This window comes from Capnocytophaga sp. FDAARGOS_737 (assembly GCF_009730375.1).
Lineage (GTDB): Bacteria > Bacteroidota > Bacteroidia > Flavobacteriales > Flavobacteriaceae > Capnocytophaga > Capnocytophaga leadbetteri.
The window spans coordinates 2,608,224-2,634,404 of the sequence record NZ_CP046316.1; the positions used below are offsets into that span (position 1 = coordinate 2,608,224).

The 26,181-nt window shown below is 39.6% G+C and carries 23 protein-coding genes and 1 other RNA gene; 5 read left to right on the top strand and 19 right to left on the bottom strand.

Annotation, left to right across the window (positions count from 1 at the left end; translation table 11 throughout):
• Positions 1-2 precede the first annotated feature (2 nt).
• The 4 genes from FOC45_RS11680 to FOC45_RS11695 all read right to left on the bottom strand — a co-directional run bounded on the left by FOC45_RS11680 (position 3) and on the right by FOC45_RS11695 (position 5,844).
• Complete coding sequence (locus FOC45_RS11680; protein ID WP_009389917.1) at positions 3-3,554, bottom strand: DUF559 domain-containing protein; 3,552 nt, start codon at positions 3,552-3,554, stop codon at positions 3-5.
• A 282-nt stretch (positions 3,555-3,836) separates the two neighbouring features.
• On the bottom strand, positions 3,837-4,646 hold the full coding sequence (locus FOC45_RS11685; RefSeq protein ID WP_009389916.1) for a hypothetical protein: 810 nt from the start codon (positions 4,644-4,646) through the stop codon (positions 3,837-3,839).
• Positions 4,647-4,679: 33 nt separating this feature from the next.
• On the bottom strand, positions 4,680-4,997 hold the full coding sequence (locus tag FOC45_RS11690) for a hypothetical protein (RefSeq protein ID WP_009389914.1): 318 nt from the start codon (positions 4,995-4,997) through the stop codon (positions 4,680-4,682).
• A gap of 25 nt (positions 4,998-5,022) precedes the next feature.
• A complete protein-coding gene (locus tag FOC45_RS11695) occupies positions 5,023-5,844 on the bottom strand; it encodes a class I SAM-dependent methyltransferase (protein WP_084063413.1) in 822 nt (273 codons plus the stop codon).
• Between the two features lie 410 nt (positions 5,845-6,254).
• Here FOC45_RS11695 and FOC45_RS11700 point away from each other — a divergent pair, with 410 nt between their 5' ends.
• A complete protein-coding gene (locus tag FOC45_RS11700) occupies positions 6,255-6,770 on the top strand; it encodes an OmpH family outer membrane protein (RefSeq protein ID WP_009389908.1) in 516 nt (171 codons plus the stop codon).
• A gap of 61 nt (positions 6,771-6,831) precedes the next feature.
• Here the strand turns inward: FOC45_RS11700 and FOC45_RS11705 are convergent, their stop codons facing one another.
• The 5 genes from FOC45_RS11705 to FOC45_RS11725 all read right to left on the bottom strand — a co-directional run bounded on the left by FOC45_RS11705 (position 6,832) and on the right by FOC45_RS11725 (position 12,840).
• On the bottom strand, positions 6,832-7,497 hold the full coding sequence (locus tag FOC45_RS11705) for a LysE family translocator (protein ID WP_009389906.1): 666 nt from the start codon (positions 7,495-7,497) through the stop codon (positions 6,832-6,834).
• 121 nt (positions 7,498-7,618) lie between these two features.
• Positions 7,619-9,697, bottom strand: coding sequence for a ribonuclease R (rnr, locus tag FOC45_RS11710; protein ID WP_009389904.1), 2,079 nt, complete (start codon positions 9,695-9,697; stop codon positions 7,619-7,621).
• Between the two features lie 502 nt (positions 9,698-10,199).
• A complete protein-coding gene (locus tag FOC45_RS11715) occupies positions 10,200-11,744 on the bottom strand; it encodes a leucine-rich repeat protein (protein ID WP_009389902.1) in 1,545 nt (514 codons plus the stop codon).
• 206 nt (positions 11,745-11,950) lie between these two features.
• The gene (rpsU, locus tag FOC45_RS11720; RefSeq protein WP_009389899.1) at positions 11,951-12,145 is read right to left on the bottom strand and encodes a 30S ribosomal protein S21; all 195 of its coding nucleotides are present in this window, start codon (positions 12,143-12,145) and stop codon (positions 11,951-11,953) included.
• A gap of 101 nt (positions 12,146-12,246) precedes the next feature.
• Positions 12,247-12,840, bottom strand: a complete 594-nt coding sequence (locus FOC45_RS11725; protein ID WP_034539655.1) for a TatD family hydrolase — start codon at positions 12,838-12,840, stop codon at positions 12,247-12,249.
• An 86-nt stretch (positions 12,841-12,926) separates the two neighbouring features.
• Between FOC45_RS11725 and ffs the strand changes: the two genes are divergently transcribed.
• An RNA gene (ffs, locus tag FOC45_RS11730) (signal recognition particle sRNA small type) lies at positions 12,927-13,025 on the top strand.
• A gap of 21 nt (positions 13,026-13,046) precedes the next feature.
• On the opposite strand, the gene FOC45_RS11735 is transcribed toward ffs, so the two are convergent.
• The 4 genes from FOC45_RS11735 to FOC45_RS11750 all read right to left on the bottom strand — a co-directional run bounded on the left by FOC45_RS11735 (position 13,047) and on the right by FOC45_RS11750 (position 17,161).
• Positions 13,047-13,736: a molecular chaperone DjiA gene (locus FOC45_RS11735; protein WP_052141363.1), complete on the bottom strand. Its 690-nt coding sequence runs from the start codon at positions 13,734-13,736 to the stop codon at positions 13,047-13,049.
• 164 nt (positions 13,737-13,900) lie between these two features.
• Complete coding sequence (nrdG, locus tag FOC45_RS11740) at positions 13,901-14,371, bottom strand: anaerobic ribonucleoside-triphosphate reductase activating protein (protein WP_009389895.1); 471 nt, start codon at positions 14,369-14,371, stop codon at positions 13,901-13,903.
• Complete coding sequence (gene nrdD, locus FOC45_RS11745) at positions 14,352-16,142, bottom strand: anaerobic ribonucleoside-triphosphate reductase (RefSeq protein ID WP_009389894.1); 1,791 nt, start codon at positions 16,140-16,142, stop codon at positions 14,352-14,354. The genes nrdG and nrdD overlap by 20 nt, the downstream gene beginning before the upstream one ends.
• Positions 16,143-16,348: 206 nt before the next feature.
• Positions 16,349-17,161, bottom strand: a complete 813-nt coding sequence (locus tag FOC45_RS11750; protein ID WP_009389893.1) for a type IV secretion protein Rhs — start codon at positions 17,159-17,161, stop codon at positions 16,349-16,351.
• Between the two features lie 322 nt (positions 17,162-17,483).
• Here FOC45_RS11750 and FOC45_RS11755 point away from each other — a divergent pair, with 322 nt between their 5' ends.
• Together FOC45_RS11755 and FOC45_RS11760 are read left to right on the top strand one after the other, a co-directional pair.
• Complete coding sequence (locus tag FOC45_RS11755; protein ID WP_147715965.1) at positions 17,484-18,524, top strand: IS30 family transposase; 1,041 nt, start codon at positions 17,484-17,486, stop codon at positions 18,522-18,524.
• A gap of 15 nt (positions 18,525-18,539) precedes the next feature.
• The gene (locus tag FOC45_RS11760) at positions 18,540-19,157 is read left to right on the top strand and encodes a nitroreductase family protein (protein ID WP_034540731.1); all 618 of its coding nucleotides are present in this window, start codon (positions 18,540-18,542) and stop codon (positions 19,155-19,157) included.
• 103 nt (positions 19,158-19,260) lie between these two features.
• Here FOC45_RS11760 and FOC45_RS11765 read toward each other — a convergent pair whose 3' ends face one another.
• Genes FOC45_RS11765 through FOC45_RS11775 form a run of 3 tightly spaced genes read right to left on the bottom strand, consistent with a single transcriptional unit; the run spans position 19,261 to position 23,642 of the window.
• A complete protein-coding gene (locus tag FOC45_RS11765) occupies positions 19,261-20,487 on the bottom strand; it encodes a hypothetical protein (RefSeq protein WP_009388486.1) in 1,227 nt (408 codons plus the stop codon).
• Between the two features lie 26 nt (positions 20,488-20,513).
• A complete protein-coding gene (locus FOC45_RS11770; RefSeq protein ID WP_009388485.1) occupies positions 20,514-21,317 on the bottom strand; it encodes a class I SAM-dependent methyltransferase in 804 nt (267 codons plus the stop codon).
• 3 nt (positions 21,318-21,320) lie between these two features.
• The gene (locus FOC45_RS11775; RefSeq protein ID WP_009388484.1) at positions 21,321-23,642 is read right to left on the bottom strand and encodes a TonB-dependent receptor; all 2,322 of its coding nucleotides are present in this window, start codon (positions 23,640-23,642) and stop codon (positions 21,321-21,323) included.
• 119 nt (positions 23,643-23,761) lie between these two features.
• Here FOC45_RS11775 and FOC45_RS11780 point away from each other — a divergent pair, with 119 nt between their 5' ends.
• On the top strand, positions 23,762-24,721 hold the full coding sequence (locus tag FOC45_RS11780; RefSeq protein WP_009388483.1) for a helix-turn-helix transcriptional regulator: 960 nt from the start codon (positions 23,762-23,764) through the stop codon (positions 24,719-24,721).
• A gap of 70 nt (positions 24,722-24,791) precedes the next feature.
• On the opposite strand, the gene FOC45_RS11785 is transcribed toward FOC45_RS11780, so the two are convergent.
• The 3 genes from FOC45_RS11785 to FOC45_RS11795 form a co-directional block, all read right to left on the bottom strand.
• Positions 24,792-25,049 (bottom strand): hypothetical protein, encoded by a 258-nt coding sequence (locus FOC45_RS11785; RefSeq protein ID WP_009388482.1) that lies wholly within the window; start codon positions 25,047-25,049, stop codon positions 24,792-24,794.
• On the bottom strand, positions 25,030-25,341 hold the full coding sequence (locus FOC45_RS11790; RefSeq protein WP_009388481.1) for a co-chaperone YbbN: 312 nt from the start codon (positions 25,339-25,341) through the stop codon (positions 25,030-25,032). The genes FOC45_RS11785 and FOC45_RS11790 overlap by 20 nt, the downstream gene beginning before the upstream one ends.
• 84 nt (positions 25,342-25,425) lie before the next feature.
• Positions 25,426-26,061 carry a peroxiredoxin gene (locus FOC45_RS11795; protein ID WP_009388480.1) on the bottom strand — a complete coding sequence of 212 codons (636 nt, stop codon included), beginning with the start codon at positions 26,059-26,061 and terminating at the stop codon, positions 25,426-25,428.
• Positions 26,062-26,181: the final 120 nt, after the last annotated feature.

Below are 26,181 nucleotides of genomic sequence, written 5' to 3' on the forward strand. Positions count from 1 at the left end.
ATTTACATCACTACGTTGATAATTCTGTTAGGTACTACGATTACCTTTTTAGGGGTGTTGCCTTGTAGCTGTTCTGCTGTTTGAGGGTCGGCAAGGATAGCTTGCTCTATCTCGGCAGGAGTCATAGTGGTTGCAAAAGCGCGTTTGAAGCGTACTTTGCCGTTAAACGATACAGGATACTCCTTGCTGTCTTCTTGCAAATACTTATCTTCGTGTACAGGGTAAGGGGCATAAGTTACGCTTTCGGTATTTCCGAGCCTTTTCCAGAGCTCTTCGGCAATATGCGGAGCAAAGGGTGCTACCAGTACCGAAAGAGGCGCTAAAACGTCTCTATGGTGGCATTTTAGCGATGATAGCTCATTCACGCATATCATAAACTGACTTACCGAGGTGTTAAATGAGAAATTCTCGATGTCTTCATTTACCTTTTTGATGGTTTTATGCAGTGCTTTGAGCATCTCGGGTGTAGGGGCTTCGTCGGTTACTTGCCAACCATTGTCATTGAAATACAAACGCCATAGCTTACGCAAGAAGTTATATACCCCCGAAATACCTGCTGTGTTCCAAGGTTTGGCTTGTTCCAAAGGTCCTAAGAACATTTCGTAAAGGCGCAGAGTATCAGCACCATATTGCTCGCAAATATCATCGGGATTTACTACATTGTATTTAGATTTCGACATTTTTTCGACTTCACGAGCACAGAGGAAATCCTCCCCCTGTCCCCCTCCCAAGGAGGGGGTGTAGAGTGCACCATTTTCTAAAATAAACTCGGCATTAGCAAATTCTTTACGCCACGCCTTGAATTTCTTAATATCTAACTCATCAGAAGTATCTTTGAGGAGAGAAACATCTACGTGAATAGGTTGGATAATAGTATTAATTATTTTTCCTGAGAGTTTTTTCATAAACTCCACCCATTGAGGATATTTAGGGAAAATCTTCTCTAATAAAACAATCGCCAACTTATCATCCTTGAATTTCTTTGAAACAAATATAGGAGGAAAGTTATTAGATGAAAGCTCTTTTACTTCAACTAAATTCACTTCATTACCTTGCTCATCTTTCACTTCCCATAACACTCGGTATGCAAAAGCACTCATTCCCAGTATCATACCCTGATTAATCAGTTTTTTGAAAGGCTCTTCGGTAGGGGCAAAACCGCGGTCTTTGAGAAATTTGTTCCAGAAACGAGAGTACAAGAGGTGCCCTGTGGCGTGTTCGCTACCCCCTACGTAGAGGTCTACGTTTTGCCAGTAGTCTACTACGGGTTTGGTAGGGAAGGTTCCACGTGCGTCTTTTTCCATCATATACTCTAACCAATACCAAGAAGAGCCCGCCCAACCTGGCATAGTATTCAATTCTAACGGGAATATAGTTTGATTATCAATAAATTCGTTGCTCACCACCTTGTTATTTGCAGTATCCCACGCCCAAGTGGTAGCGTTGCCCAACGGCGGATTTCCCTCTTCGGTAGGAAGGTATTTCTCTACTTCGGGTAGGTGAATAGGTAGGTACTCCTCGCCTATCATCTGTGGCAAGCCGTTTTTATAGTACACAGGGAAAGGTTCGCCCCAATAACGCTGACGTGAGAAGACAGCATCGCGGAGGCGGTAATTCACCTTGGCTTTGCCTGCACCTTTGGCTTCTAAGACTGCTAACACTTTGGCAACTGCTTCGCCAAAGTTAGTACAACCATTGAGAATGTCAGAGTTTTGGTAAGTCATTCCCTCTTTATCGGTAAAGGCTGCTTCTGAAATATCTTTATCGAAAATGTTGATGGGTTCAGGCATTCCTTTGGCGCCCTTGAAGTGTTTGGCAAAGGCATAATCACGATCGTCGCCAGCAGGCACTGCCATAACAGCCCCCGTACCATAGCTTGCTAATACATAATCGCCTATCCAGATAGGAAGCTGCTTGCCGGTAAGTGGGTGCACGGCATACGCCCCTGTGAAAGCACCCGATACGGTTTTGGTATCCGCCATACGGTCGCGCTCTGAACGTTTGGCAGTAGCTGCAATATAAGCCTCTACCTCAGCGCGTTGCTCCCCAGTAGTGATAAGAGGCACCAAAGCGTGCTCAGGAGCCAAAGTAAGGTAAGTAACGCCGAAAAGGGTATCGGGGCGAGTAGTGAAGATCCTCACCCCCTGCCCCTCTCCCAAGGAGAGGGGAGAAGTTGTATTAATATTATCGCTCTTACACGCTACAGTTTCCTCTCCTTCGGATTCTTCTATAAAACCGCTGCTATTACGCGCCACAGTTTCCCCTCCTTGGGAGGGGGCTAGGGGGAGGACTAACTCTTGTTTTATTTTTGTTAAAACAGCTTCTGTATTACCAAGAACTTCTTCATTAGTAAAGCGAATTACTTTAAATCCTTTTTCATTGAGATACAACGTACGTTGCTGATCGTATTCTTTTTGAGTAGGGTCATTATGATAACCTCCATCTACTTCAATAACTAAATTCTTAGAAAGGCAAACAAAATCAACAATAAAATCATCAATCAAATGTTGTCTTCTAAACTTATCTCCTAATTTTTTATCACGCAAAAGTTCCCACAACGCTGCTTCTGCATCAGTAGGTTCTTTTCGCATACGTTTAGCTTCTTCTATAAGTCTGTATGCATTATTTCCTCCTGTCATAAAGAAAGGTGTCCTCACCCCCTGCCTCTCTACTTGGGCTAGAGGAAACACAACTTCGGCTCCTACTGATTTTCCTATCCAGTTGCGTTGGCTTTCTTTGATGCTCTCACTCCAATCGATGGTGTCTAAGCCTTGCAAGAGGCGTTCAGCATAAGCAGTAATGCGCATACTCCACTGGGTCATCTTCTTGCGAATAACAGGGTGACCCCCACGCTCGGATACGCCATTCACGATTTCATCGTTGGCAAGTACAGTACCTAAGGCAGGACACCAGTTCACCTCGGTTTCTGCCAAGTAGGTAAGTCGGTATTTGAGGAGGATTTGTTGTTGCTGTTCTGATGAAAAAGCGTGCCACTCTTCCGCAGTGAAGGTTGGGATATCGTCGTCACAGGGAGCATTTACCTTGCTATTGCCTTCTGTTTCAAAGAGAGCGATAAGCGTTTCGATAGGCTCTGCTTTGTCGGTTGCGTTGTTATACCACGAGTTGAACAACTGTATGAATATCCACTGGGTATGGCGATAGTAGTCGGGATCAGAGGTTTTCACCTCGCGACTCCAATCGAATGAAAAGCCTATTTTATCGAGCTGCTCGCGGTAACGGGCGATATTCTGTGCCGTAGTAACGGCTGGGTGCTGTCCTGTTTGAATAGCATATTGCTCGGCTGGCAAACCGAAACTATCGTATCCCTGAGGGTGCAATACGTTAAAGCCTTTGTGACGCTTGTAGCGCGCCACAATGTCGCTGGCAATATAGCCGAGCGGGTGCCCTACGTGTAAGCCCGCCCCTGAAGGGTAAGGGAACATATCAAGCACATAGTACTTAGGTTTGGTGCTGTTATTCTGGGCTTTGAAAGTTTGGTGTTTTGCCCAATATTCTTGCCAAAAGGCTTCTATTTCTTTGTGATTATAAGTCATAATTCTTAATTTGTCGATTTGTTAATTAGCAAATTTGCCAATTATGGGGCAAAGGTAGTATTTAATTAGGAAATGAGCAAATTTTTAAAATAAGATGGATAGTATATTTTTCTAATTTTTGTAGCATTATTGGCTATTTATACTTCGGTTATCTTTCAATTATCCTTCGGTGGAGGTAAATCCTTTGTATATCCAAAGTAAAGGGAAGATATAAGAGAACGTTTTTCTGAAAATGCTTATAAAATTAGAAAATAAGATGCTTAGCTATTTTTGACTTCTTTTTTAGTTATTAGCTCTTATTTCTCGCTCTACGTAGCCTACTATATTGCCCTTTACAAAGATAGTGCGGGTAAGCCAGTTACCTTGTTTATCGAAGGTATGTTCGAATTTTTGGTCGTTGATACCTGTATTATTGCCTTTTTTATCGTAGGTGTAGCGCAAGGTTTGCGGAGGAGTGTAACCCTCGCGAATACTGCGCTCCACTACCCTACCCTCGCGGTCGTAACGCAAGGTCACACGCACTTCTATAGGCGGGTCGGCTTTAGTGAGCATCTTTAACATTGTACGGCGGTTTTGCTTATCAAACTCCTGATATACCAAGGCTTCGGAATGAGGCGTAGTGAGCGTACCCTCTATGGCATTGCCATTAGCATCCCACTTAGTGAACGTATAGACCTGCGTAGGAGTGGCCGTAGCAGTGTTATTTTGCTGAGGTATAGAGGTATAGCTAAGCATACGTCCGTTATCGTCATACTTATAAGTGCCTATGGTAACCTCTACATAGTGATGGGTTTCTTTGGTAAGTATGACCTGCTGAAGCCTATTGGCATCGTACGTATATTGGTAATACAGACGAATATTGCCGTATTTTTGTTCTAAGGAAACAGCATTGCCTGCGGGATTGAACACGTAGGTATTCTCGGTAGCAAGGCGTTTCTGAGTAAGATTACTGCGATAAACATCGTAAGTACGCTCGGTAAGTGTGCTAACATTATCAGTTACTTCTTTTTCTGCGCGTGTAGCGGGCAGGTTTATAATCTGCGCTGACCCCATAAGAGGGAGCAGGGCGTATAAAAATATTCTTTTCATCATATAGTGTTATTAAAAATGTTCCACGTGGAACATTTATCTTATAAAGGCGAAGCATTTTCTGTGCTTCAGATAATCGAGATTATGGTCGTTATCGTAGGCTTCCTTTTCAAAAATAATATTGCGGTAAGCAAGGTATTTATCTTTGTATTTTAGGTATTTGAATAGAAAATCGGCTATGTACCAAAGGTAGAAAAACACTATTAACAGTTCGCACTGCTGTGCTAAATGAATGCGTTCGTGATTCTTAAACCTACTATCTTTCAGATACTTAGCATCATTTGTAAAAACAAAAGGATATAAAGTAATACCTGAAAAACCTTTAGGTACAATATGTTTATTGACTATAAACATTTATTTTTATATTAATAAATTGATACTAATTGGCTAGTCGGAGCAGGTAAATATGCGATGAATATTCGCCCTTGCGGTAGCCATAATAGTTGGAACGGAGTCCGTTATAGATACCTTTTAGAAAGCTTTTCTTACCGGTTTTGTACTGTTCTGAAAGCATACTTACATAAAAAGCATCAAAAAACATAGGATAGGTAGCTATAAGTTCGAAGCCCTCAGTAGCAAATAGCTGTTTGATACTCTCCTTAGAAAAGTGCCAAAGATGTCGGGGTACATCGAAAGCAGCCCAATATTGCTGGTAATGCTTAGCATCAAAAGAACGATAATTAGGGACAGCTATTACTAATAATCCATTGTCTTTCAGTAGGTTCTTAAGAATTTTAATCTCTTGAACTGTATCGGGTATATGTTCTAAGACATGCCATAGAGTTATCACATCAAAGGAATGTGGGGTAAGTGCCTCGTAGTTAGGATAGAGTGTAAGTTGCTTATCGCTAGCTTTAATGCGTGCTTTATCGCTAGGTTCTACCCCTACTGCTTGCCAATGAGCATACTGGTGGCAGGCTTTTATAAAGTCGCCTGTGCCTGCTCCGACATCTAACAGATTGATATTCTCTTCTTTATATTGGCTAATGAGTTTTATTTTATGTTTTAGATTATAGTGCTTTACCCATTGATATAATTTCTCGAATAACGTTTTACGTCCGTCAGTATGAGATATATAATTTTCGCTTTCGTAGTACTTGCTAAGTTGAGAAGGTACGGGTGTAGTGCGATAGAGTTGCAGCTGAGGGTCATAGCACAGCTTAAAAGTTTCTTGCGATACACTGTAATCTCTGGTGGTAATATCAGTATACATAATAAGGTTTAATTTTCAGCTGCAAAGATAATAATTAATTATAAATTATCAAGGGAGAAGTATAAATTGTTCCACGTGGAACTTTTTTTGATTATTTTTAGGCTTGAAATAGTAAAAAATTAAAATAAGGATTATTTAGAGCGTTTCAGTAATTAAGTGGTATACTTATATCACTTTTAAAAAATAATGCTTTAAAAGGGCTGTATTGAAGTCGTTTTTAATAAGGTATTTTTATAGTAATAATAATAATGATAGAAATAGTTTATAGTCATAAAATAGTAGTGAAGAAGAGAAAAATAAAAAGTTTCACGTGGAACAAACATTAATAATCATTTGTTGTTTGTCATTCATAATTATTTTATTACTTTTGCAGTCTAATCAAAATAAAATCTATAAAGATGAAAAAAATATTAATAGCAGGAGTTGCCCTCCTAAGCCTTACCGCTTGTCAAGACAAAATTGCCTTTGTTGACAACGCTAAACTTTTAGACAACTATCAAGAAAAAAAAGACATCAAAGCTAAATTAGATAAGCAAGTAGAGGCTTACCAAAAAAAACGCGATAGTGTATCGCAAGCTTTCCAAGCTGAAGCTATGGCTTTTGATAAACAGGCTAAAGAATTGCCTGCTAACGTGGCTCAAAAAAAATATAACGAGCTGATGCAGAAAAGCCAAATACTACAGCAACACCTTATGCAACAGGAGCAAACTCTACAAGCTGAAAGTCAAAAAGAACTCGATTCGCTTATCAATAAAGTGAAGAAAAATATAAGAGAATACGGGAAACAAAAAGGATATACTTTTATACTTGGAGCCAATGACGGTGGTAGCGTACTATACGGTGCTGAGAAAAAAGATATTACTAAGGAAGTAACCGACTACCTAAACCAACAATACAAAGGAACTACAAAATAATAAATAAAAAAATAAGGCTGCCCAGTATAACTGAGTAGCCTTATTTTTTTATATTATTATATTAACTAATCGACTTTAGCATATTAGGAAAGAAGGCTTGCAATATGAGAAATACCCCGAAAACAAGCAAGATAATACTAATACTGCGCTTAATCTTATAAATGTGAAAAGCTGTAAGTCGGTTTTTTAACTTCTTTGCTATCAGTATCTTAATAACATCAATAGCAAAATAAACCAGAATAATAGAAGTGAAAAATATTAGTATTCTATTGGCATTCATATCGAGCTTAGGTCCGAAAACAATGATGATGCCTAACCAGAACCCCAATACGCCTATATTGATAAAATTCAGTAGAAATCCTTTGATAAACAGGGCTATATAATTTACTCTCTCAGGTACTACTAAATGGGCATTCTCCTTATTATCAATTGTTTTCTTGAAATCTTTCTTCAACTTTATAAAGGAAATAATACCATAAGCCATCATTATTAGTCCGCCTACAAAGAAAAGTTTAGGGTCGTCCTTAATTTCGCGCAGCAAACTGCTGGTAGTAAAATAAACTATTAGAATAAAAGTAGCATCGGCTAATAACACCCCTCCATCAAAAGCTACTGCTGCCCTAAATCCTTTAGTAATAGCCGTTTCGAGCAATACAAAAAATACTGGACCTATAGTAAAAGCCAGTAAAGTGCCCAAAGGTAATGCTAATAATACATCTGCAAACATCGTTGTACTCTAATAGTTATAATATTTTACAAAAGTAATGAAAAACTAATAATTTCACAAAAAATAAAGGGAGAAGTTTTTAAACCTCTCCCCTACTCTATTGATTTTCAGTTGTTAGCAATTAATTAGACTCTACGAGCTCAAAATCTAACTGCTTTTTGAGCAGGTCAGTATTCTTAACGCGTATCATCACTTCATCACCGAGCTGATAAGTCCTACCGGTAGCCTGTCCTACCAAGGCGTATTGCTGCTCGTCAAAAGTGTAATAATCGTCCTTAATGTCGCGTGCACGCACTAAGCCCTCACACTTATTTACATTCAGCTCTACATAAATACCCCACTCGGTTACCCCTGATATAACTCCCGCAAATATCTGATTCTTATGCCCTTCCATATATTTCACCTGCATATATTTGATAGAATCGCGTTCTGCTGAAGCTGCTAAACTCTCCATTTGTGATGAGTGTTTGCACTTAGTTTCGTACTCAGCTTCACTTTGAGAAGGGCCATTATCTAAATACAATTGCAACAAACGGTGTACCATCACGTCAGGATAACGGCGTATGGGCGATGTGAAATGGGTGTAATAATCAAACGCTAAACCGTAATGCCCTATGTTTCTAGTAGAATAAGAGGCTTTTGCCATAGAACGTATAGCTAAAGTATCGACTAAATTCTGTTCTTTCTTGCCTTTTACCTCTTCCAACAGGTTATTGAGTGAATCGGTAATCGTTTTCTTGTTGTTCAAATTCAAACTATAGCCAAAACGCGCTATTACCCCGTTAAACTGCTGCAATTTATCAGCATCGGGTTCATCGTGGATGCGATATACGAAAGTTTTCTTCATCTTGGCTACATATTCAGCTACCTTGCGGTTAGCCAATAGCATAAATTCTTCTATCAGCTTATTAGCTTCCTTGCTTTCTTTGAAATAAACGCCTGTAGGATTGCCATTGTCATCGAGGTCGAATTTCACTTCTACTTTATCAAAAGTAATAGCCCCTAAACGTATACGTTTACTTCGCAAACGTTGTGCTAAAGTATTGAGCGTCAGTATAGCCTCTACTACATTTGCAGGAATAGAACGCTCAGTATCGGTGATAGAAATATCAGCAGGAATGGTGTAGCCCTCCCCTACTTTGGCTTCTTCTATCACTGATTGTGCCTCTTCGTAAGCAAACCTAAAAGACGAATGTGTAGCAGTTCTACCCAACCATACATTTAGTACTTCTGCTCTCTGATTCATCTCAAACACTGCTGAAAAGGTATATTTATCTTCATCAGGACGTAATGAGCAGGCAAAGTTACACAATACTTCGGGCAACATAGGCACTACCCTATCTACTAAATAGACAGAGGTAGCACGATTATAAGCCTCTTCATCTAAAATAGTACCCTCTTTCACGTAGTGCGACACATCGGCAATATGTACCCCTATTTCGTAATTACCATTATCTAACATCTTGAAAGACAGGGCATCATCAAAGTCTTTAGCATCACGAGGGTCGATAGTGAAGGTGAGTGTATCGCGCATATCGCGGCGGTGGCTTATCTCTTCTTCTTTAATGCTGAGATCTAAGGATTTGGCAAAAGCCTCAACCTCTTCGGGATAGGTATAAGGCAAACCGTATTCTGCTAAAATAGAGTGCATCTCGGTAGTTTGGTGCCCTGGTATGCCGAGCACTTGCTCTACCACCCCTATAGGTGAATCGTGGTGATCTTTCCAATCATCAATACGGACTATTACGCGGTCGCCATCTTGCGCTCCGCCAAGTTTGTCTTTTTTCACAAAGAAATCGGTGTACATACGAGGGTCGGTAGGGACTACAAAAGCAAAATTCTTATGCAGCTGCACTGTACCTACAAAGCGTTGTTTCTTTCGCTCTATTATTTTCGTAACCTCACCCTCCATCTTATTGCGATTGCGGAAGCGAGGAAATACATATACCTCTACCCTATCACCATGTAAGGCTTTGTTTAAGAAATTAGAAGCTACAAAAATGTCTTGCTCAAGTCCTTCTACCACCACATAGCCATTGCCACGTGAATTGACATCAAGCGTACCTATATAATAATGTGCAGCAGATGTTTCTTGGTGTTTTCCTTTGTGCTGCTCTTGTCGGTTGCGTTTGGCTAAACTTCTATTTTTCTTAGATTTTCCCGGTTTTCCTTGTTTCTGATTCTTAGTTGTCTTTTTCATAATTGCAAAATTACATTTTTTTGAGTTATCAACAATCTTTTAATTATAAATTAAAAAACTTTTTTTAAAAAAAAAGAGGGTTATTATTATTAGGCTGTGAATAAGTAGGATAACTTTTGTCTTCAAAATTTGCTTTTTTGACTTATGGTAGTTTATTAACAATGGGGTATTTGTTAAGCTGCTGATTTTAAGGGTTACTATAGATATTTGTTAATAACTTTTCAGGCTTCTCCCCTACTTTTTGTTGATATTTTTTTAGATGGTTGATAGTTGATAACTGTATTATAGCAGTGGATATTTAATAAGAAATAAATTTGCATAGCTGCTTTCAGCTTTTGTATATACGCGGGCTTGAGAATAGCAAATTTTTTAATTAAAATAAATCAGTGAGTTATTCACTAATTATGAACAAAGGATAAATACAAAAGACAAAATACAAGAGAATAAAAAAAGACGAGAAACAAATTTTGCTCCTCGTCTTTCTCATTTTGTATTTAAATTATTATAACTTAGTAAAGTCTACTTTATCAAAGTTAGCTATATCTACGATAGCTTGGTGAGTATCTCCAGTATACCAATTTACTCCTTTAGCACCTTTTAAATATCTAAATTTACTATTGGTATTTAAGGCTGTTTGATAAGCGGTTGCACTACCAATAGGAATGAATAATCTTACTCTATTACCTCTATCAGTATCAAGGGCATTTTCTGCTTTTTCCAATTCACTACCACTATAGGTCATACCTTTTGGAGGGGTAGTACTTCTGAAAGCTACGGCTCTTAGTGCAGTACAACCAAATAAAGACTGGTTACCTAAGAATTTAAGGGTAGAAGGGAACTCTATTACTTTTAAGTGAACAGCATTTCTAAAGGTGTCATAACCTATTTTTTCTACTTTTCGCATAATTACTTTAGTAATATTGATACCTGTAGGATTTGCTACATTATCAAAAAGGCTACCTTCTATTTCAGTTACATTATTGAAATCAATAGAAGTAACATTAGGTTGATTTTTAAATGCTTTTTCAGCTACTTTTTTAGCGTTGCTTGGTAGTACTACTTCAGCAGGTAGTATTACACCTGATTTTACAGTTAGTACTCCATCAGCATTCACGTTGAAGTAGTTGTTGGCTACGTAAGCTGTTACAGTAAATTTGATTTGTAGTGACTGTCCGTCGCCGTTAGTAAGTTGTATTACTGCTTCGCCTGCTTGTTTAGCAGTAATCTTGATACCTGTTACTAATTCACCTAATTTGGTACCTTGATTATTACCTTGAGCTTTTATATCTTTGGTTATAAGGGTAGCTTCTACCTTATCATTGTTAGCAGTGATAGTTACTCTGTCGTAACGACCATTTTGTAAACTACCTGTATTATAAACCCCTGTAAGATTAAATGTTTGCACATCATTAACCGCCATAGAGGCAGGTATACCTACGGCAGTAAAAGGAACTATTACATATACAGGCACTTCTAATTCTTCATTATAATCTAAATCTTTGAATTTTAGTTTGTCAGTAAGACCTTCGCCAGAACCAATAGCGTATAATTTTCCGTTTTTCTTACCAGCCTCTTTTACTACTGAGGTGTTAGGAGTAGAAACGGTATAATTGCCTGAACCTTTCTTTACCCAGCCAGTTACATCAGTTTCTTCATTTTTCTTGAGGAAGATGACATCACTCTTCACTTCAAAACGTTTACCATTAGACTGAGAAGTTTTTTTGTTTACAGTTACATTTACTTTAGCACTATTTTTTTGAGGGTCAGTAATAGTTAGTACAGCAGTACCTTCTTTTTCTCCATTGATTTGTACCATGACTGTTTTATCTTGTGGAGTAGCAGTTGCTACATTTTCATTGGAAGATACTATAGTCAAGCTATTTGCAGGAGTACTTACTTTTATAGTTGTTTTGCCTCCTTCTATAAGAGTTACTTGTGTACTACTTACAGAGAACTTTTTTTCATCACTGCTGTCGTCTTTTTTACCACAGCTAAATAAAGTAGTAGCAACTACAGCGGCTGTTAGAATAAGGGTTGTAGTTTTCATTTTTACTAAATTTTTTTATATTATATTATTTCCAATTCGCTACAAAAGTAGTATATTTTTTTAAGATATGCAAAAAAAAGAGAGTAAATTTGTGTAGAATAATTTGTTGTTTTTATAACAATAGTTTATAAGTAGTTGATAATCAAATAAAAACAAAAATGGGATTTTATTAAAATCCCATTTTTATTTTACTTAAAGAATACTCCTTATATTTCTTCTTGATCTCTCAAGTGTTGAATATATTGAGCTTTCTGAATTTGTGCACGGCGGCGCACAGAGGCTTTAGTGAAATGTTGTCTATCACGTAACTCGCGTACTACTCCTGTACGGTCAAATTTGCGTTTGTAGCGCTTTAAAGCCTTATCAATGCTTTCTCCGTCTTTAATAGGTATTATTAACATAGCTGATACACCTCCTTTTATTTTTCAGGGCGCAAAAGTAGGAAATAATTATTAATTGGCAAAGTATTAGAATAGAAATTTTAGTGAATTAGTGTATTTTTCTATTTTTGGGTAGCTTTAAGATGCTCAGCAAATTGGTAAAGAGTCTTTACGTTTAGTTCGACATCGTCTGTTTCAAAGAAAAAATAATCGCGGTAACGGGGGTAGAGGGTTTGAAAAACTTGTTGCAGTTTTGGGTCGCGCAGTAGGGCGGCTCCGAAAGATAGAGCAATGCCGTGAGAGAGAAGGGCTTGGGCGGTAGGGAGGTTTTTGCGAAAACCGTGTAGCACCCATAACTGGCGTGCCTGCGTGCGTTGGCGCAAGGCTATGACTTCGCTATAGGCTTTTACGCAGTGAATAATGAGGGGTTTTTGCAGTGCTTCGGCTATGGCTATTTGTTCGGTGAAAATTTGCTGTTGCAAGGGTAGGGGAGTAGAGGTGTTTTTGTCGATGCCACATTCCCCTATTGCCCAGCAGTTGGGGTGCGAAGCTAAGGTACCTATAGCCTCTAATTGCGCTTGCCAATTGTCTAAAAACCAAGGGTGTATACCTACTGAAAAGGGTAGGGAAGGGTCTGCCGTTAGGGGGTATTGGTTGCGGATGACCAAGGTATCGGCAGAGGCGTATTGGGTATGCGAATGCAGGTCTAAATACAGGGGGCTAGGAGAGGGGGTATTGCTATTTTTTTTAAACATTTCTCTCAAAAAATTTGGTATGTAATAAAAAAGTTGTACATTTGCAGCGGCAAGTCCTACACGACCAGCTCCTGAAAAATCCTCCAGGGTGGGAACACAGCAAAGGTATTCGGTTGTAGCGGTGCGATGTAGGTAGCTTGCCACTTTTTTTTGCCCTTAACTCAGGACTATCGGTTCATACCGCGCTCATTGGCTATTTGTTCGTATGCCTGTTGCACTTGTTTGAACTTTTCTTCAGCGCCTTTCTTTATCGCTTCATCATCAGTAATCACCTTATCGGGGTGATATTTTTTTGCCATATTTCTATAGGCTTGTTTTACTTCGGCATCGGTAGCATTTCTGCTGATACCCAATATGTTATAGGCATCGGGGGTATTGCGCTGAGTGTTTTGCTGCTGGTAGCGGCTGCCATTGGCAGTGGTAAACATAGCTTTGATGCTTTCGTAATCGCTTCTTTCTAAACGAAGATAATAGGCTATCTGCTCTATCTGATTGACTTCATCACTGCTTACATAGCCATCGGCTTGTGCAATGCCAAAGAGGAAGTATAGTATCTGTAGGCGGGTTTCATAGGTGGTGCGCATACGCACGTAAGTGGCCACGCGTTCGGCAGATATTTGGCGTCCTTTCAGGTCGTTGAAAGTGCGAAATACAGCATTAGCGCGCTCTTTTCCGTAGAGAGAGACAAACTGCTGGCGCACGAAGTCGAGTTCGGCTTGCGTTACTTGTCCGTTGGCTCTGATTACTAAAGTACAGAGAGATAAGAGATTAAGTTCAAAACTAGCGGGTGAAATATCTTCCTGACGAGAGTTAGAAAAAGACGAGAAGCCTCCGTTTTCATTTTTTGAACTGAACATTCGAGAAGCTAAACCCAGTAAGAAGCCTATAATAGCGCCAGGTATTCTGAAGAATATATAACCGAGAACGGTAAAAATCCATACGGTATTCATTGTTTTAGTGTTTTGAGTATTAAAAAGTTAGAAACAAATACCCCGCAAAACTTGTACCAATTTTTAATATGTCATTTCCAAAACAACTTATTTAACATCTCTCCTGTTTGCAAATTCAAAAACTCTTGGTTGGTGGTGGGGCTGTCTAAACCTCCGAGGTGGGGCAGCCACTTGCCAGTCTTGATATAGTCTAAGCAGGCGAGTAGTTCGGGACACTGACGCTGTACTTGCTTCATATTCAGCCCCGTGTAGAGAGCCGTCTTAAGCTGTTTGCACTTGGCAGTAAGGATAAACGATAGCAAGGTCTCCGCTTGCCACTCGCCCCCCATAAAGAGCACACAGCTGATAGTATCTTCATAACGGTCTAAGAGTTTTTCTAATAGTTCATTGCTGAGCAAACAACCTTTGCTACCATCCCACGTATATTCGGAATGGCAACCCTCGCAAGCCAACGGACACCCTGTGATAGTGAAACACAGGGATATCTCGTTGGGGACTTCTTGCAAGACAATGTCGTAACTGCTATACCGTAGTATGCCCATAGTAACGTATTTTGGCTTCTTTTTGTCGGTCTTTAGAGAAATTGCTGATGCGCTTCAGATAGCCTATCACGCGGGTAGCATAATCTACATCGTGTGAATGGCAGTGCGTGCAATGGTCGGTGGTGTGTTTGTTGATATATCCACAATCGTTGCAAACGGTTACGCGGATATTGAAACAGAAATAGTTACAACCTGTCTTAGCCGCTACATTTAGCAGTTTGTAGAATCCTCCTTGGGTAGGATACTCCTCGAGGTTGCAATGGTAGGCTGACCCACCATCTAAGTATTGTATATAGTCGTTGCCGTGTAGGTAGAACTTATCAATAAGGTTTTGCGAGTCGTCTTCTACTATGTAGAAATATGAGTTGTAGCAATCGCGAGGCACTTGCAAGCCATCAGCTTTGTCCCACGCGGCATTCTTCACCCCTAAATTCTCAGCTGGCACGAACTCAGTGTTGAACATAAAGCCATATTTAGCTTTAGCTTCCTTGTTCTTGTCGTAAATTACCTTTAGATTTTTGTTGATAAACGCCTTATAGTCGGGGTTGTCAGATATTTTGATGCCTATATACTCGGCAGCTTCTACCATTCCGTTGATGCCAATGGTTAGGAACTGCTTGTCGAGCGATATAAAGCCCGCATCATACACCGGTAGCATACCCGCATCTTTGTAGTCTTGCACAATGGCACGGTAGGCTACTTGGTACTTCTGTATCTTATCTACTGTTTCTTCTAACGATAGTCCTTTTTGGTAAAGGCGGTTCATATTGATAGTTATCACATTAATACTACCAGTAGAAACCCCTCCTGCACCAAGCGAATAACTAAAAGTGTTATCAGAAATCTCATTGCGCAGACGGCAGCAGCTGGCTAAGGAGTCGGCGTTATCAGACTGGTATACAAAGAACGCATTCCCTTCGCTGAGTTCTTTAGCACAGAATTGAGCAAAATGCTCGTCATACACGCGCTTGTCTTTGGTGAGCATTGCAGCGGTTACCACAGGGAAAGTGAGTATCGCCTTAGTGCGCTCGATGTTAAACCAGTGCATAAAGAACTGTTGCAGTTTGTCGAGGCTCTCGTATAGAGGTTTGCTGCCATCAGGGAAAACAAAGGTGCCGAACATCGAATCGAAATAAGGGCGGTCGTAGAGTGATATATTCCAGAATACCGACTGATAGCCACGTGCAGCAGCTGGCTGATTGATAGCGTATACCACGTGTTGAAGTTCGTTCTCTATTACCTCGCGGTGGGTGCTGAGGTAGTTATCGCCAAAGTCTTTGCGGGCAAAATAGTCGAAATACATCAGAAACTCTACCGTAGCGACTGCTCCTGCAAATTGCGAAGATACGGAGAATAGAAAATTGACAAACGAACCGCAATAGCTTGCCAAATGTTTAGGGGCTTTGCTTTCGCCTCCGAGCTTCAACAGCCCGTCTAATAGCAGTGGGTACATCGATACGCTCACACAGTAGGGTTTGAGGCTTGTTTCATCGTGTACATAGATTTCGTGACTCTCAATTTGGCGTATGTATTCCTCGGCCAAATCTTTGCCAAAGAGTTGCTCAATCTTATGAGAGACTAAAGAGCGGTTCACCTGAATATTGATGTCTTTATTGAGTTCAGCCTCCATAGTAGCGATGTTTTTATGAGCTACGTTGGCGTTGGCATCAAAGAGAGAACCTGTAGCGGCGTTGTGCGAAGTGAGGTAATTTTCTATAAAGTTGCGTTTGGTAAGCAACTGTTCCTCAGTGAGTTTTGTAAACTTAGACATAGTTTTTTGTTTTATTATTATTTCTTATTTCTGCTGCAAAGTTAGGCAATAAAGAGATAGCTTCTCCATTCTTTTAAAATACTTATCAACACAGTTTTCAACAGCTAGCAGAACGAATTGTAAATTAGTAGATTAGCTAATGAGTAAAAAAATAATAGCGCGATTTAATTTCTAAATCGCGCTATTGCTTTTTTTATTTGCTTTTCTTAAAAGTATTTTATTTTTTGTACCATTATCATAGTAGGTTTGCCGTCTATGATGGTAGTTTTCTTTGTCCAGTTCTTTTTCTTGTCGTATACTAAAGTGTAGTTCTCTTTCTTAGCTATAGTGCCATCAGCATCGTAATAACTTACTTCTACAGCGTTGTTATGAGCGTCAAACTCGCTTACTATTCTTTGTTTGAGGTTTCCTTCGCCATCATATACTTTTTTCTCTACAGCATTGCCTTGGGCATCGTAGGTGAATACCGTTTTGCTCTTTAGTACATCGCCTTTGCCAAGTTTTCTTTCTTCTGAAACCTTATCGTTATTGTCATATACGTATACGGTTTTGTTGTCGCATAATCCTGCTAAACACTCGCTTACCTCTATTAGGCGGTCGTGAGCGTCATAAGCACTTACGCGACTCATAAACACGCTACCATCAGGGGTAATAACATCTTGGCGTACGCGGTTGCCGCGCTCATCGTATTCGTATGTGTTTTTAGACATAGAGGTGTTGCTGGCATCTCTTGAATCTGACTCTATAAGGTTTCCTTTTTCATCGCGTTTATCTACGTAGTTGATAACCGTGCCGCCGTTTTTAGCCTGCATTTTGGTATTCATACCTTTTTTGTCAAATTCGGCATAAAATTCAGAGTTCATCAACTGTTCTTTACCATTTTCATCAAACTCATAGCCTATCATACGATAGCTTTTCACTTTCCCTTGTAAGCCTGCTTTTTGCAAGTCAGTTTTTTTGTTTTGCTGACCGAAAGCTACGGTACTAACGAGAAATAATGCAAATACAATTTTTTTCATAATACAAATTAATAAGATAAATTTTATTTTAAAGGTGCAAAGATAATAATTTATGCCGAATTAGCAATCTAAAACTATGCCAAAAACAATGGCAAAGCCCTTTATACCTGCTAAATCAGGGGTGTTTTGTTATATTTGTAACTTTAATTACCTATAAAAAGAAAAAAATTCTTACCTTTGCCGAAAACAAAAAAGCAATTACTATGAATCCTAAATTCAAGTAATAAAAGTAACTTTTTAATAAGGGTTTGTTTTTAATTTTTGTCTGCTGCAGACAAAAATTAAAAACAAAAAAAGCAAGGAAAAATCATATAGTTTTTCCTTGCCAAATGAAAAAAATCCTCATATTTGCGTTGTTGAAATTGAAAAATGTAAAGTACAAATTATGAGTCATATTTCATTGGGGCAAAGATACAAAATAGAAGGATATCTACAAATTAATTTAAAAAGAGCTCAAATTGCAAAAGAAATAGGGTTGCCTAAAAAGACTGTAAATCAAGAAATTAAAAGAAACTCTAATCCTCAAACAGGCATATATAAAGCTGAGGAAGCTCATCAATTATACCTTGATAGAATGCAGAAAAAGAGAAAAGCTATACATTTTACAGAGGAAATTAAAGAGCAGGTAACTACCCTTTTAAAAGAAGATTATAGTCCTGAACAAATTGCAGGAACACTAAAAAATATTTCTCATCAAACTATTTATAAGTTTGTTTGGAATGATAAGAAAAAGGGAGGTGATTTGTACAAACACCTTAGAAATCAGGGGAAAAGGTATCAAAGAAAAGAAACTTATAAATCAAATGATCCTATTAACGATAGAAAAAGTATAGACTTAAGACCAGCAATCGTTGAACAACGCTCACGCATAGGTGATTACGAAGTGGATTTAGTAATGGGAGCTAATCATAAAGGAGCTATTTTAACATTTAATGATAGAGCTACAGGTTATACTTTATTAGGGCACTTGCCTTGTAAGGGAGCTATCCATACAAAAGAAATGATAGCTAAGTTAATTACTGAAAATCAACTAACTATACATACAATAACCTCTGATAATGGCAAAGAATTTTCTAAACACAAAGAGCTATCAGAAGAGTTCAATTTAGACTATTATTTTGCTCATCCATATCATAGTTGGGAGAGAGGTTCTAATGAGAATTATAATCGTTTATTAAGACAGTACTTTCCAAAGGGAGCTGATTTAAGGTTTATAAATGAAGAAGAATTGGAGAGAGTACAAAACAAACTTAACAATAGACCTCGAAAAAGATTTGGTTATATGAGTCCAAAACAGGTATATTTGCAAGCTATTAAAAATCAAGGAAACGTTAACTTATTGAATAACAATCAGCAAAATTAAAAGTTACCTTTATGAATTGAATCTGCCAATTTTTTAGAATTAGCAAAAAACCGCTATACTACTAAGTATTACAGTACCAAACACATTAGCGATGAGGATATTGCACAACTCAAAGAGATTTTGCGCCTTGCCCCCTCGTCTATCAATTCACAGCCTTGGCAATTCGTTTTTATAGACGATGCTGCTACTAAAGAAGCGTTTGCCAAAGTGTCGCTTAATAATGCAGACCGCGTGCGCAATGCCAGTCATTTGGTGGTGTTTATGGCCAATAGGTCGCTACCTTCGTTTGAGAAGAGATTAGAAAAGTCCACTACCGAAATGGCACGTGTTGGCTTTTATCAAAAGGTACAAAAACCTAAAGGCGATGTAGCCCTTTACACGTGGATAAACAATCAGGTGTATATATCGTTAGGGTTTTTCCTCAGTGCTTGTGCTTCTATGGGCATCGATAGCACTCCTATGGAAGGCATTCTCGGTGCTGAATACGACAATCTTCTTGGCGATGCTGATTATACCGCTCTTTTTGCGGTGGCTATAGGTTATCGCGACCCTGAGGATAGCAATCAGTTGCATTTGCGTCCTAAATCTCGCTTACCTTTAGAAGAGGTAGTAAAGGAGTTTAAAATAAGCTGATTTGTCGATTTGTCAATTAGTAAATTTGCCGATTTGTCAATGGTATTAACCCATTGATAAATCGGCAAGTTTGTTAATAGGTAAAAAGTTTGTGTGACTCACTCTAAAATGCATAGAAGAAGTCAGCCCCGCCATCTGTTTTGAGCAATTGTTGGGTTGTATTTGTTGTAGGATTATAGCTAAACAAACCTCGTTTGTCTGTACCCGATACCCCAAAAATTACTTCGTTATTATTTCTACCAATAAACACGCTGTGGCTATCAGTATAAGGAATACCATCAATTTTCTTGATAGTTTTAGCGTTGAGGTTTATCGATACGGCAATCCCATTTTTATCGGTGAAAGGGTCTTTTATATTGAGTTCAGAAACACCTACAAAAGCTACCGCCTTGCCATTGCCTAAGTATTCTATACTATAGATAGTAGCAGGTTTGTATGTAGTACCTTCAATAATAGTACTTGAAATATCCCAACTCTTACTGCTATCAAACTCGGTAGCCGATATAGTAGCACTTTTAGGAATGCACACTAATCCTGAATGTTTATTGGCAGGATTAAAACCAAAATAACCAGCACACATTATGTATATATCTTTGTTTTCGGTAGTGAAAATACAAGTTTTATACGAGGGTTGCGAAGGCATAGCCAAATGGCTGGTGGTTTCTGAAATTACTTTTTCTACAAGATCAGTTTGTGTGTTGATAATGAGTACATCGCTTTGTAGGTGGTCAGCATAAGGAGCATAATCAGGACCTAATTGTAATAATGGTAGATAGTAATAACCATCGCGCACTACACCATACCCAGCATCCGGACTACTATCAGCGTGTGCATACTTCTGTATATCTATTTCGCCTGTTTTTTCCATTGTTTGTGGATTGACAATCCATACTTTAGGTGCGTTGTATAAAGGTAGGTAGGCTTTAGTATCGCTTATTTTTATCAGGTTGCAGGGCATAGAGTGGGCAGGAGTATTGAGGTTCTTAGCCTCACTAAGCTGTTGGTTAGCAGGGTTGTATATAAATTTTCTAACACCATAGCTACCATCAATAGCATCCATCAAATAGACTTCGTTGCCGTATGTCATTACGCTCGACATATAGGGCGCTTGTATGGCTAGTTTGCTGTCTAAAGCAGTGGTAGCGTTGAGGTCATTGGTGAGCTGTAGGTAAGAACTACCGCTTTTGCCATCGGGGTTTTTAAAGGTAGTTTTTACCAAATATTTTCCTGTACCTCCTTGTGGAGTATTTACAGAATTATTATTGTCGTCTTTTTTGCAAGACAAGCTTAGCAGCGCAAGACTGCAGAGGGTTAAAATTACTTTTTTCATTTTAGTTTATATTTATGGTTAATAAATCAGCCAATCGTCAAATTAACCACTCTTTGGTTAAATCGCTTATAAAAATAAGGAATCTTATAGAGCATTCTAAAAATAAAAGGATAACGACCTTTGTCGTACTCGCTCATATAGTACTCTTTGGTCAAATGTATTTTAGGGTGCCAACTTTCCATTACAGCACTCTCTTTCTCACTCCATTGAAATTCAGGACGTCTATCCTTATCCATTGCTCCCAAACTATCGTGTTTTTTGGCGTGCCCTACTAAGGCGTAGGCGAGCATATCAAACACAAAAGTAGCTTCAGTAAGTTCATTGCAGAGTTTTACCATAAAATCTTTTACTTCTTTTTGGGTGAAGTACATCAGCACACCCTCTACTATGATAAGCAGCGGCTTGTGGTAGGCTTGCACGAGGTCTATCCACGCCGGACTGAATAGCGACATCGGTAAGAACGTCCGTATATCAGTCTCTTCAAAATACTTACGGCGCAGCTCAATGGCTTCGGGCAGGTCGAGTTCGTACCAATGGGTTACTGGCGGACAGCCCAAACGCTCATAGCGGGCATCGAGTCCTGCGCCCAATTGTATGACTACCGCATCGGGGTGAGCGGCTATAAAGGCGCGTGCCTCTTCGTCTATAAGATTAGCACGCACACACACGCCTGCTTGCGAGAAGCTAGCTTTTTTAAATTTGCTGAAATCATAATCTATCTTGCTGATAATTTCAGCAGCTTTTTCATCGCGCAATAAAGGGTTGCGATGTTCGTTTTCAGTTGCTTTTGCCCATAGGGTTATGAGCATTGTTTCAGGTATTTTATCCATAATCTAAAATATAACTCTTAATTTTATTCCCCCATTAATACCAGGTAGCGGACGGTTAAATTCTGATAAAGTCTTTTCGTTCGTTACATTGCGCAATTTACCCGATATAAAAAGCTTGTTGTTCAGAAAACTGTGTTCAAAACCTATATCAAGAGTAGTGCTGCGCGGTATACGGCGTTTCTGCAACTGGGTCATTTCAAAATCGTAAAAATATTCTTCTACGAAAGCTACATCAGCAAACAGACGCGTATTCTGACCGCTACCGCCAAAAAGGTTTTCACGGTGAAACTCTACCCCTGCATTTGCCATTAGGTAGGGTATGTTGGGCATACGCTTGCCTTTGGTAGGATTGGGCACGGTGCTGGCAGGCTCGTAATCGCGAGTATCGCGCAGGTCTTGGTAGGTAGTATTCACATAGCCGTAGAGCGAGGGTAGCACATCGGCTTTAGCTTCAAACTCCATACCTAGAGTGCGCATCTCCCCAAAATTCTGATACTGTGCCCCTATCAGTCCAGAGGTATAGCGTATCATATCTTGCAGATACATATAAAAGAAGTTCATTTCTATCTGCGCATTGCTGCGGTGCTTGCCTGTTAGGTCAAACAGAACCCCTATATTGGCGCTGGTGTTGCGTTCAGGCAATAGGTCAGCACTGGGCACTACACTAATACCATCTCCCAAAAGCTCTGTTTCCGAGGGAATACGCACCTCATAACCTGCCGATAGCTTACCCATTAGCGAGGGCAAAAACCGATAGCGCAAGGCGTTGTTCACTCCCCAATTGCTCTTGTGTACATCTACATCATACTTACCAGGTACAAACAGCGGTGCCATTTGGGTATGCATAGTGTATTGGTAGTAACGCAAGGTGAGCGAATTCAGAAATACATCATCAAGCGAACGCAGGTCATAGGTAAGACCACTCACCCAGCTGTGCATATGCGAATCAAAATTCACCTGCTTGCCTAAGCTACGCGTCTTCAGCTCATCTTTAGGGGTACCTTCTGCTATAGAGAGTACACTGTTGAAGTTAAAAGAATGACGTTCGTTTATGATATACTCTAAGTTCGTTTTGTTGATGAAGGAGAGTTTTTGGTCGTCAGAGTCCGAAGGGAAGTTATAACCCACCTCACCACCATAGCGCGAAGGGGTAGGGTAAGAGGTACCGTCCCATTCATAGCGACGAGTAGCTTTATCGATAAAATTCATTTGGGTGAGTACCACCCCGTTGAACATATCAAAGTTAAGCCCTTCGGTAAGGAAATTGTCTTTGGTAAGTTTGTTAGCCAAACCTGCCATTAGCGATTCGCTATAGGCTTCGCGTATGTCGTACTCTATACCTTGCACTTCTTTGTAAGTCTTCACCACTACCGGTTCAAACTCTACCTCGTCAAACCACCATTTTTTAGCCTTAAAACTCCCCCCGATGATGTATTTGCGATACTTATCGTGGTTGCGAGTGATGCGTAATCCCTTGCGGTAGGGCGAATCAAAAGTATAGTTATTATCAGAAGTAGTATAACCACCCCCGATACCAAAAACGAGTCCGCGTGCTTTCAAATTGCGTTTGAAGACTCCTTGCGCCTTGTGAGTGTTGAAACTCTCGTAACCATAGCTGAGGTCGGCATATTTATCAGGGTACTCGCGAATTACGATATTGATAGCCCCACCCAAAGACGACCCCCCAAAGCGAGCAGGTACCACGCCTTTGTAAATCTCAATGCGGTCTATCATATCCACAGGAATATCGTTGATGTCTAAATAATCGGTCTGCTCAGTCATTGGCAATTCATCTATAAAAAAACCAATGCGCTTGCCCTCTAAGCCTCGTACCGAAATACGCGAACTACTCCCTACGCCTCCAGAAGTCCGCAGTGTGATGCCTACCGTCTTGGCGAGGATATCTTGCACATTGCTCACCGTACCCCGCATATTGCTCATATCAATTACCGTGATAGGCATACTCTCTTCTTTTTTCTGATGCGCTATAGTCTTTGCCGATACTATTACTTCGCTTATTTGCTCAGCTTGCTCTTTTAATGATATGTCTATGCGCGTTTGTTGTCCGGTGCTTACCTTTTTAGTAGCAGTTTGATAACCTAAGTAACTGAATAGTAGGGTGTAATTACCTTTTGGCACACCAGCCAACTCATACTCTCCATTAGCATTAGCAATACTCCCTTTCTTCAATTCTTTAATGTAAACAGTAGCTTGAGGCAAGGGGATACCCGTACTTTTGTCAGTAATGGTACCGATGAGTTTATACGTAGTCTGAGCCGATACTGAAGCAGAAATTAACAGCAATAAATAAAAAAATCTGTTCATAAATTTGCTTGTTTGGTATAGATTATTTACTTTTGTTCTAAACAATGAGTTTCAGAGGACAAAAGTACAGCAAAAACACACACGAGACTTTAATCTTATTAGCAAAGATTTTAATTTGAATGGCTATGATAAATGAAGTAACATTACCGTTGGTAACCAATGAAGAAGAAATACTTACTTATTACGAAGGGGTAAGCGAGCAAATAGCTCATTTTCAGTTAGAACAACAAACCTTAGGGCATTATACTTATCATCGTTGGCAAGCGCAAGTAAAACAAGAGGCTACTTTCGAAGGGCGTATGGATATCCCTTCTTTGCGCCTGTATTTTGTAACCCAAACCTGCAAAGGCATTCAGATAGAGGTAGATAAATCTATTTCCACTGCCAAGGCAGGAACGCATAATATCTTTTTCGGACGTGAAGAATGCACAGGCAAAGACTTTTTTCATAAAGGCGATACTATAGAGGTCATTACCTTAGCCATTAGTGCCGAGCAGTTTGAGCAGATAGCTACTCAGTACCCCGAAACCTTTATGAGTTGGTATGAGCGTTACCAGCGCAGCGGCAACTTTATCCTTTCACCCGATTATGCTCTGCCTACTACTTTCGCTATGCAAACAGCGCTAAGCCAATTGCAGCAAGCCTCCTTATTGGGCAAGGCTTCCCGCCCTTATGCCGAACTCAAAGTACAAGAACTTCTCCTCTTGCAGCTCTATCAATACGAACAACAGCAGTGCCAAAGTTGCCAGTATTGCAAGACCCAAACCGATGTACAGAAGATGTACGAAGTGCGCGACCGCCTTACAGCACAATTAGAGGCCACCCCCTCTATTACCGATTTAGCCCGCGCAGTAGGTATCAACGAAAAGAAGCTGTGCTACGGCTTTAAAGAAGTGTTTGGCAATACCGTCTTTGGGTATTTATACGATTATAAGATGACTTTAGCGCGCCAGCTACTCCTCCACACCGATAAGACCATCAGCGAGGTCGCTCTCGCCTGTGGCTACGACTATCTGTCGCATTTCTCAACAGCCTTCAAGCGCAAATACGGCATCAATCCCAAACAGCTCAAAAATTAACCATTAAAAAAGCCACAGCTTTAGGCTATGGCTTTTTCGTTCTTAGTTAGTGAAAGAAATAATAATAATTTTATTTGTCAATAGACCCTACTACGCGCTTCATAAAGCTGTTTAGGGCTTCTTTCTGCGGAGTGCCGGATTTTATCATATTATCCACCTCAATAGCTCCGTAGAAATTAGAGAGCAATTCACCTATTACGTCAAGCTCCTCATCTTTGAGTTGCTCACATTCGATGAGATTTTCGAGAGTCTCTACCGTCTCATTCACATAATCCTGATCGTTGGTTTCTATAAACTGAACGATGTGTTTAATTACCGGTAATCTCATCTATAAATTGCTTTAAAATTTCAGCTTTATTAGTTTGTACTTGGTTTACCAAAGCACCGTTTTTAAAAGCCGCAAAAGTAGGTAGGTTATCCACTTTAGCCAGTTTGCGCGATTCTGTAAACGCTTCAGCATCTACATATACGAAAGTAGCATTAGCGGTTTCACTAGCGTACTTCTTAAATTTCGGTTTCATTATTTTGCAGTTGCCGCACCATCCAGCGCCAAATTGTACGAATACAAGCGGATTAGCAGCTACTACTTCTTGCAAGTTATCTTGGGTTAGTTCTGTCATAGTGATAAATTTTAAGTGAGTGAGTCTTTTAGTCAGTGCAAAAATAGATAGGTTTACAATGATTAAGTTATTATGAAAGATAAATTAGTGCGATGCTAAATAGCTAGCAACTCCTTTGCGGTCAGCATTCATTGCATCTTTACCTTCTTCCCAGTTAGCAGGGCATACTTCACCGTGTTGTTGTACGTGGGTGTAAGCATCTACTAATCTAAGGTATTCTTTTACGTTACGTCCTAGAGGCATATCGTTGATGCTTTCGTGAAAAACTTTACCTGTTTCGTCTATTAGGTAAGTAGCGCGGAAAGTAACATCATCACCTTCTAAAAGGTAAGCGTCAGCTACTTCGTCATATACCTCGTTAGAGTCAAGGATACCAAGTGTACGAGCAAGGTTGCGGTTGCTATCAGCCAAGATAGGGTAAGTAACACCCTCAATACCACCGTTGTCTTTAGAGGTATTTAGCCAAGCGAAGTGTACTTCAGCAGTATCGCAAGAAGCGCCGATAACCTTTACGTTGCGTTTTTCAAATTCAGCCAAAGCCTCTTGAAAAGCGTGTAGCTCAGTAGGGCATACGAAAGTAAAGTCTTTAGGATACCAGAAAAGGAGTACTTTCTTTTTGTTGTTTACGGCTTCGTTAAGCACGTTTATTTTGAATGTGTCCCCAAGGTCGCTCATAGCGTTAACCTCAATGTTAGGGAATTTTTTTCCTACGAATGACATATTTATTATGTTTTTATGGTTTATTTTTCTGGCGGCAAAATTACTATCATTTTTTATTGAAGAAATAGTTTTCTAATTGAAAGAATTTATAAAGCGATAAGTTTTGCTGATTTATAACAA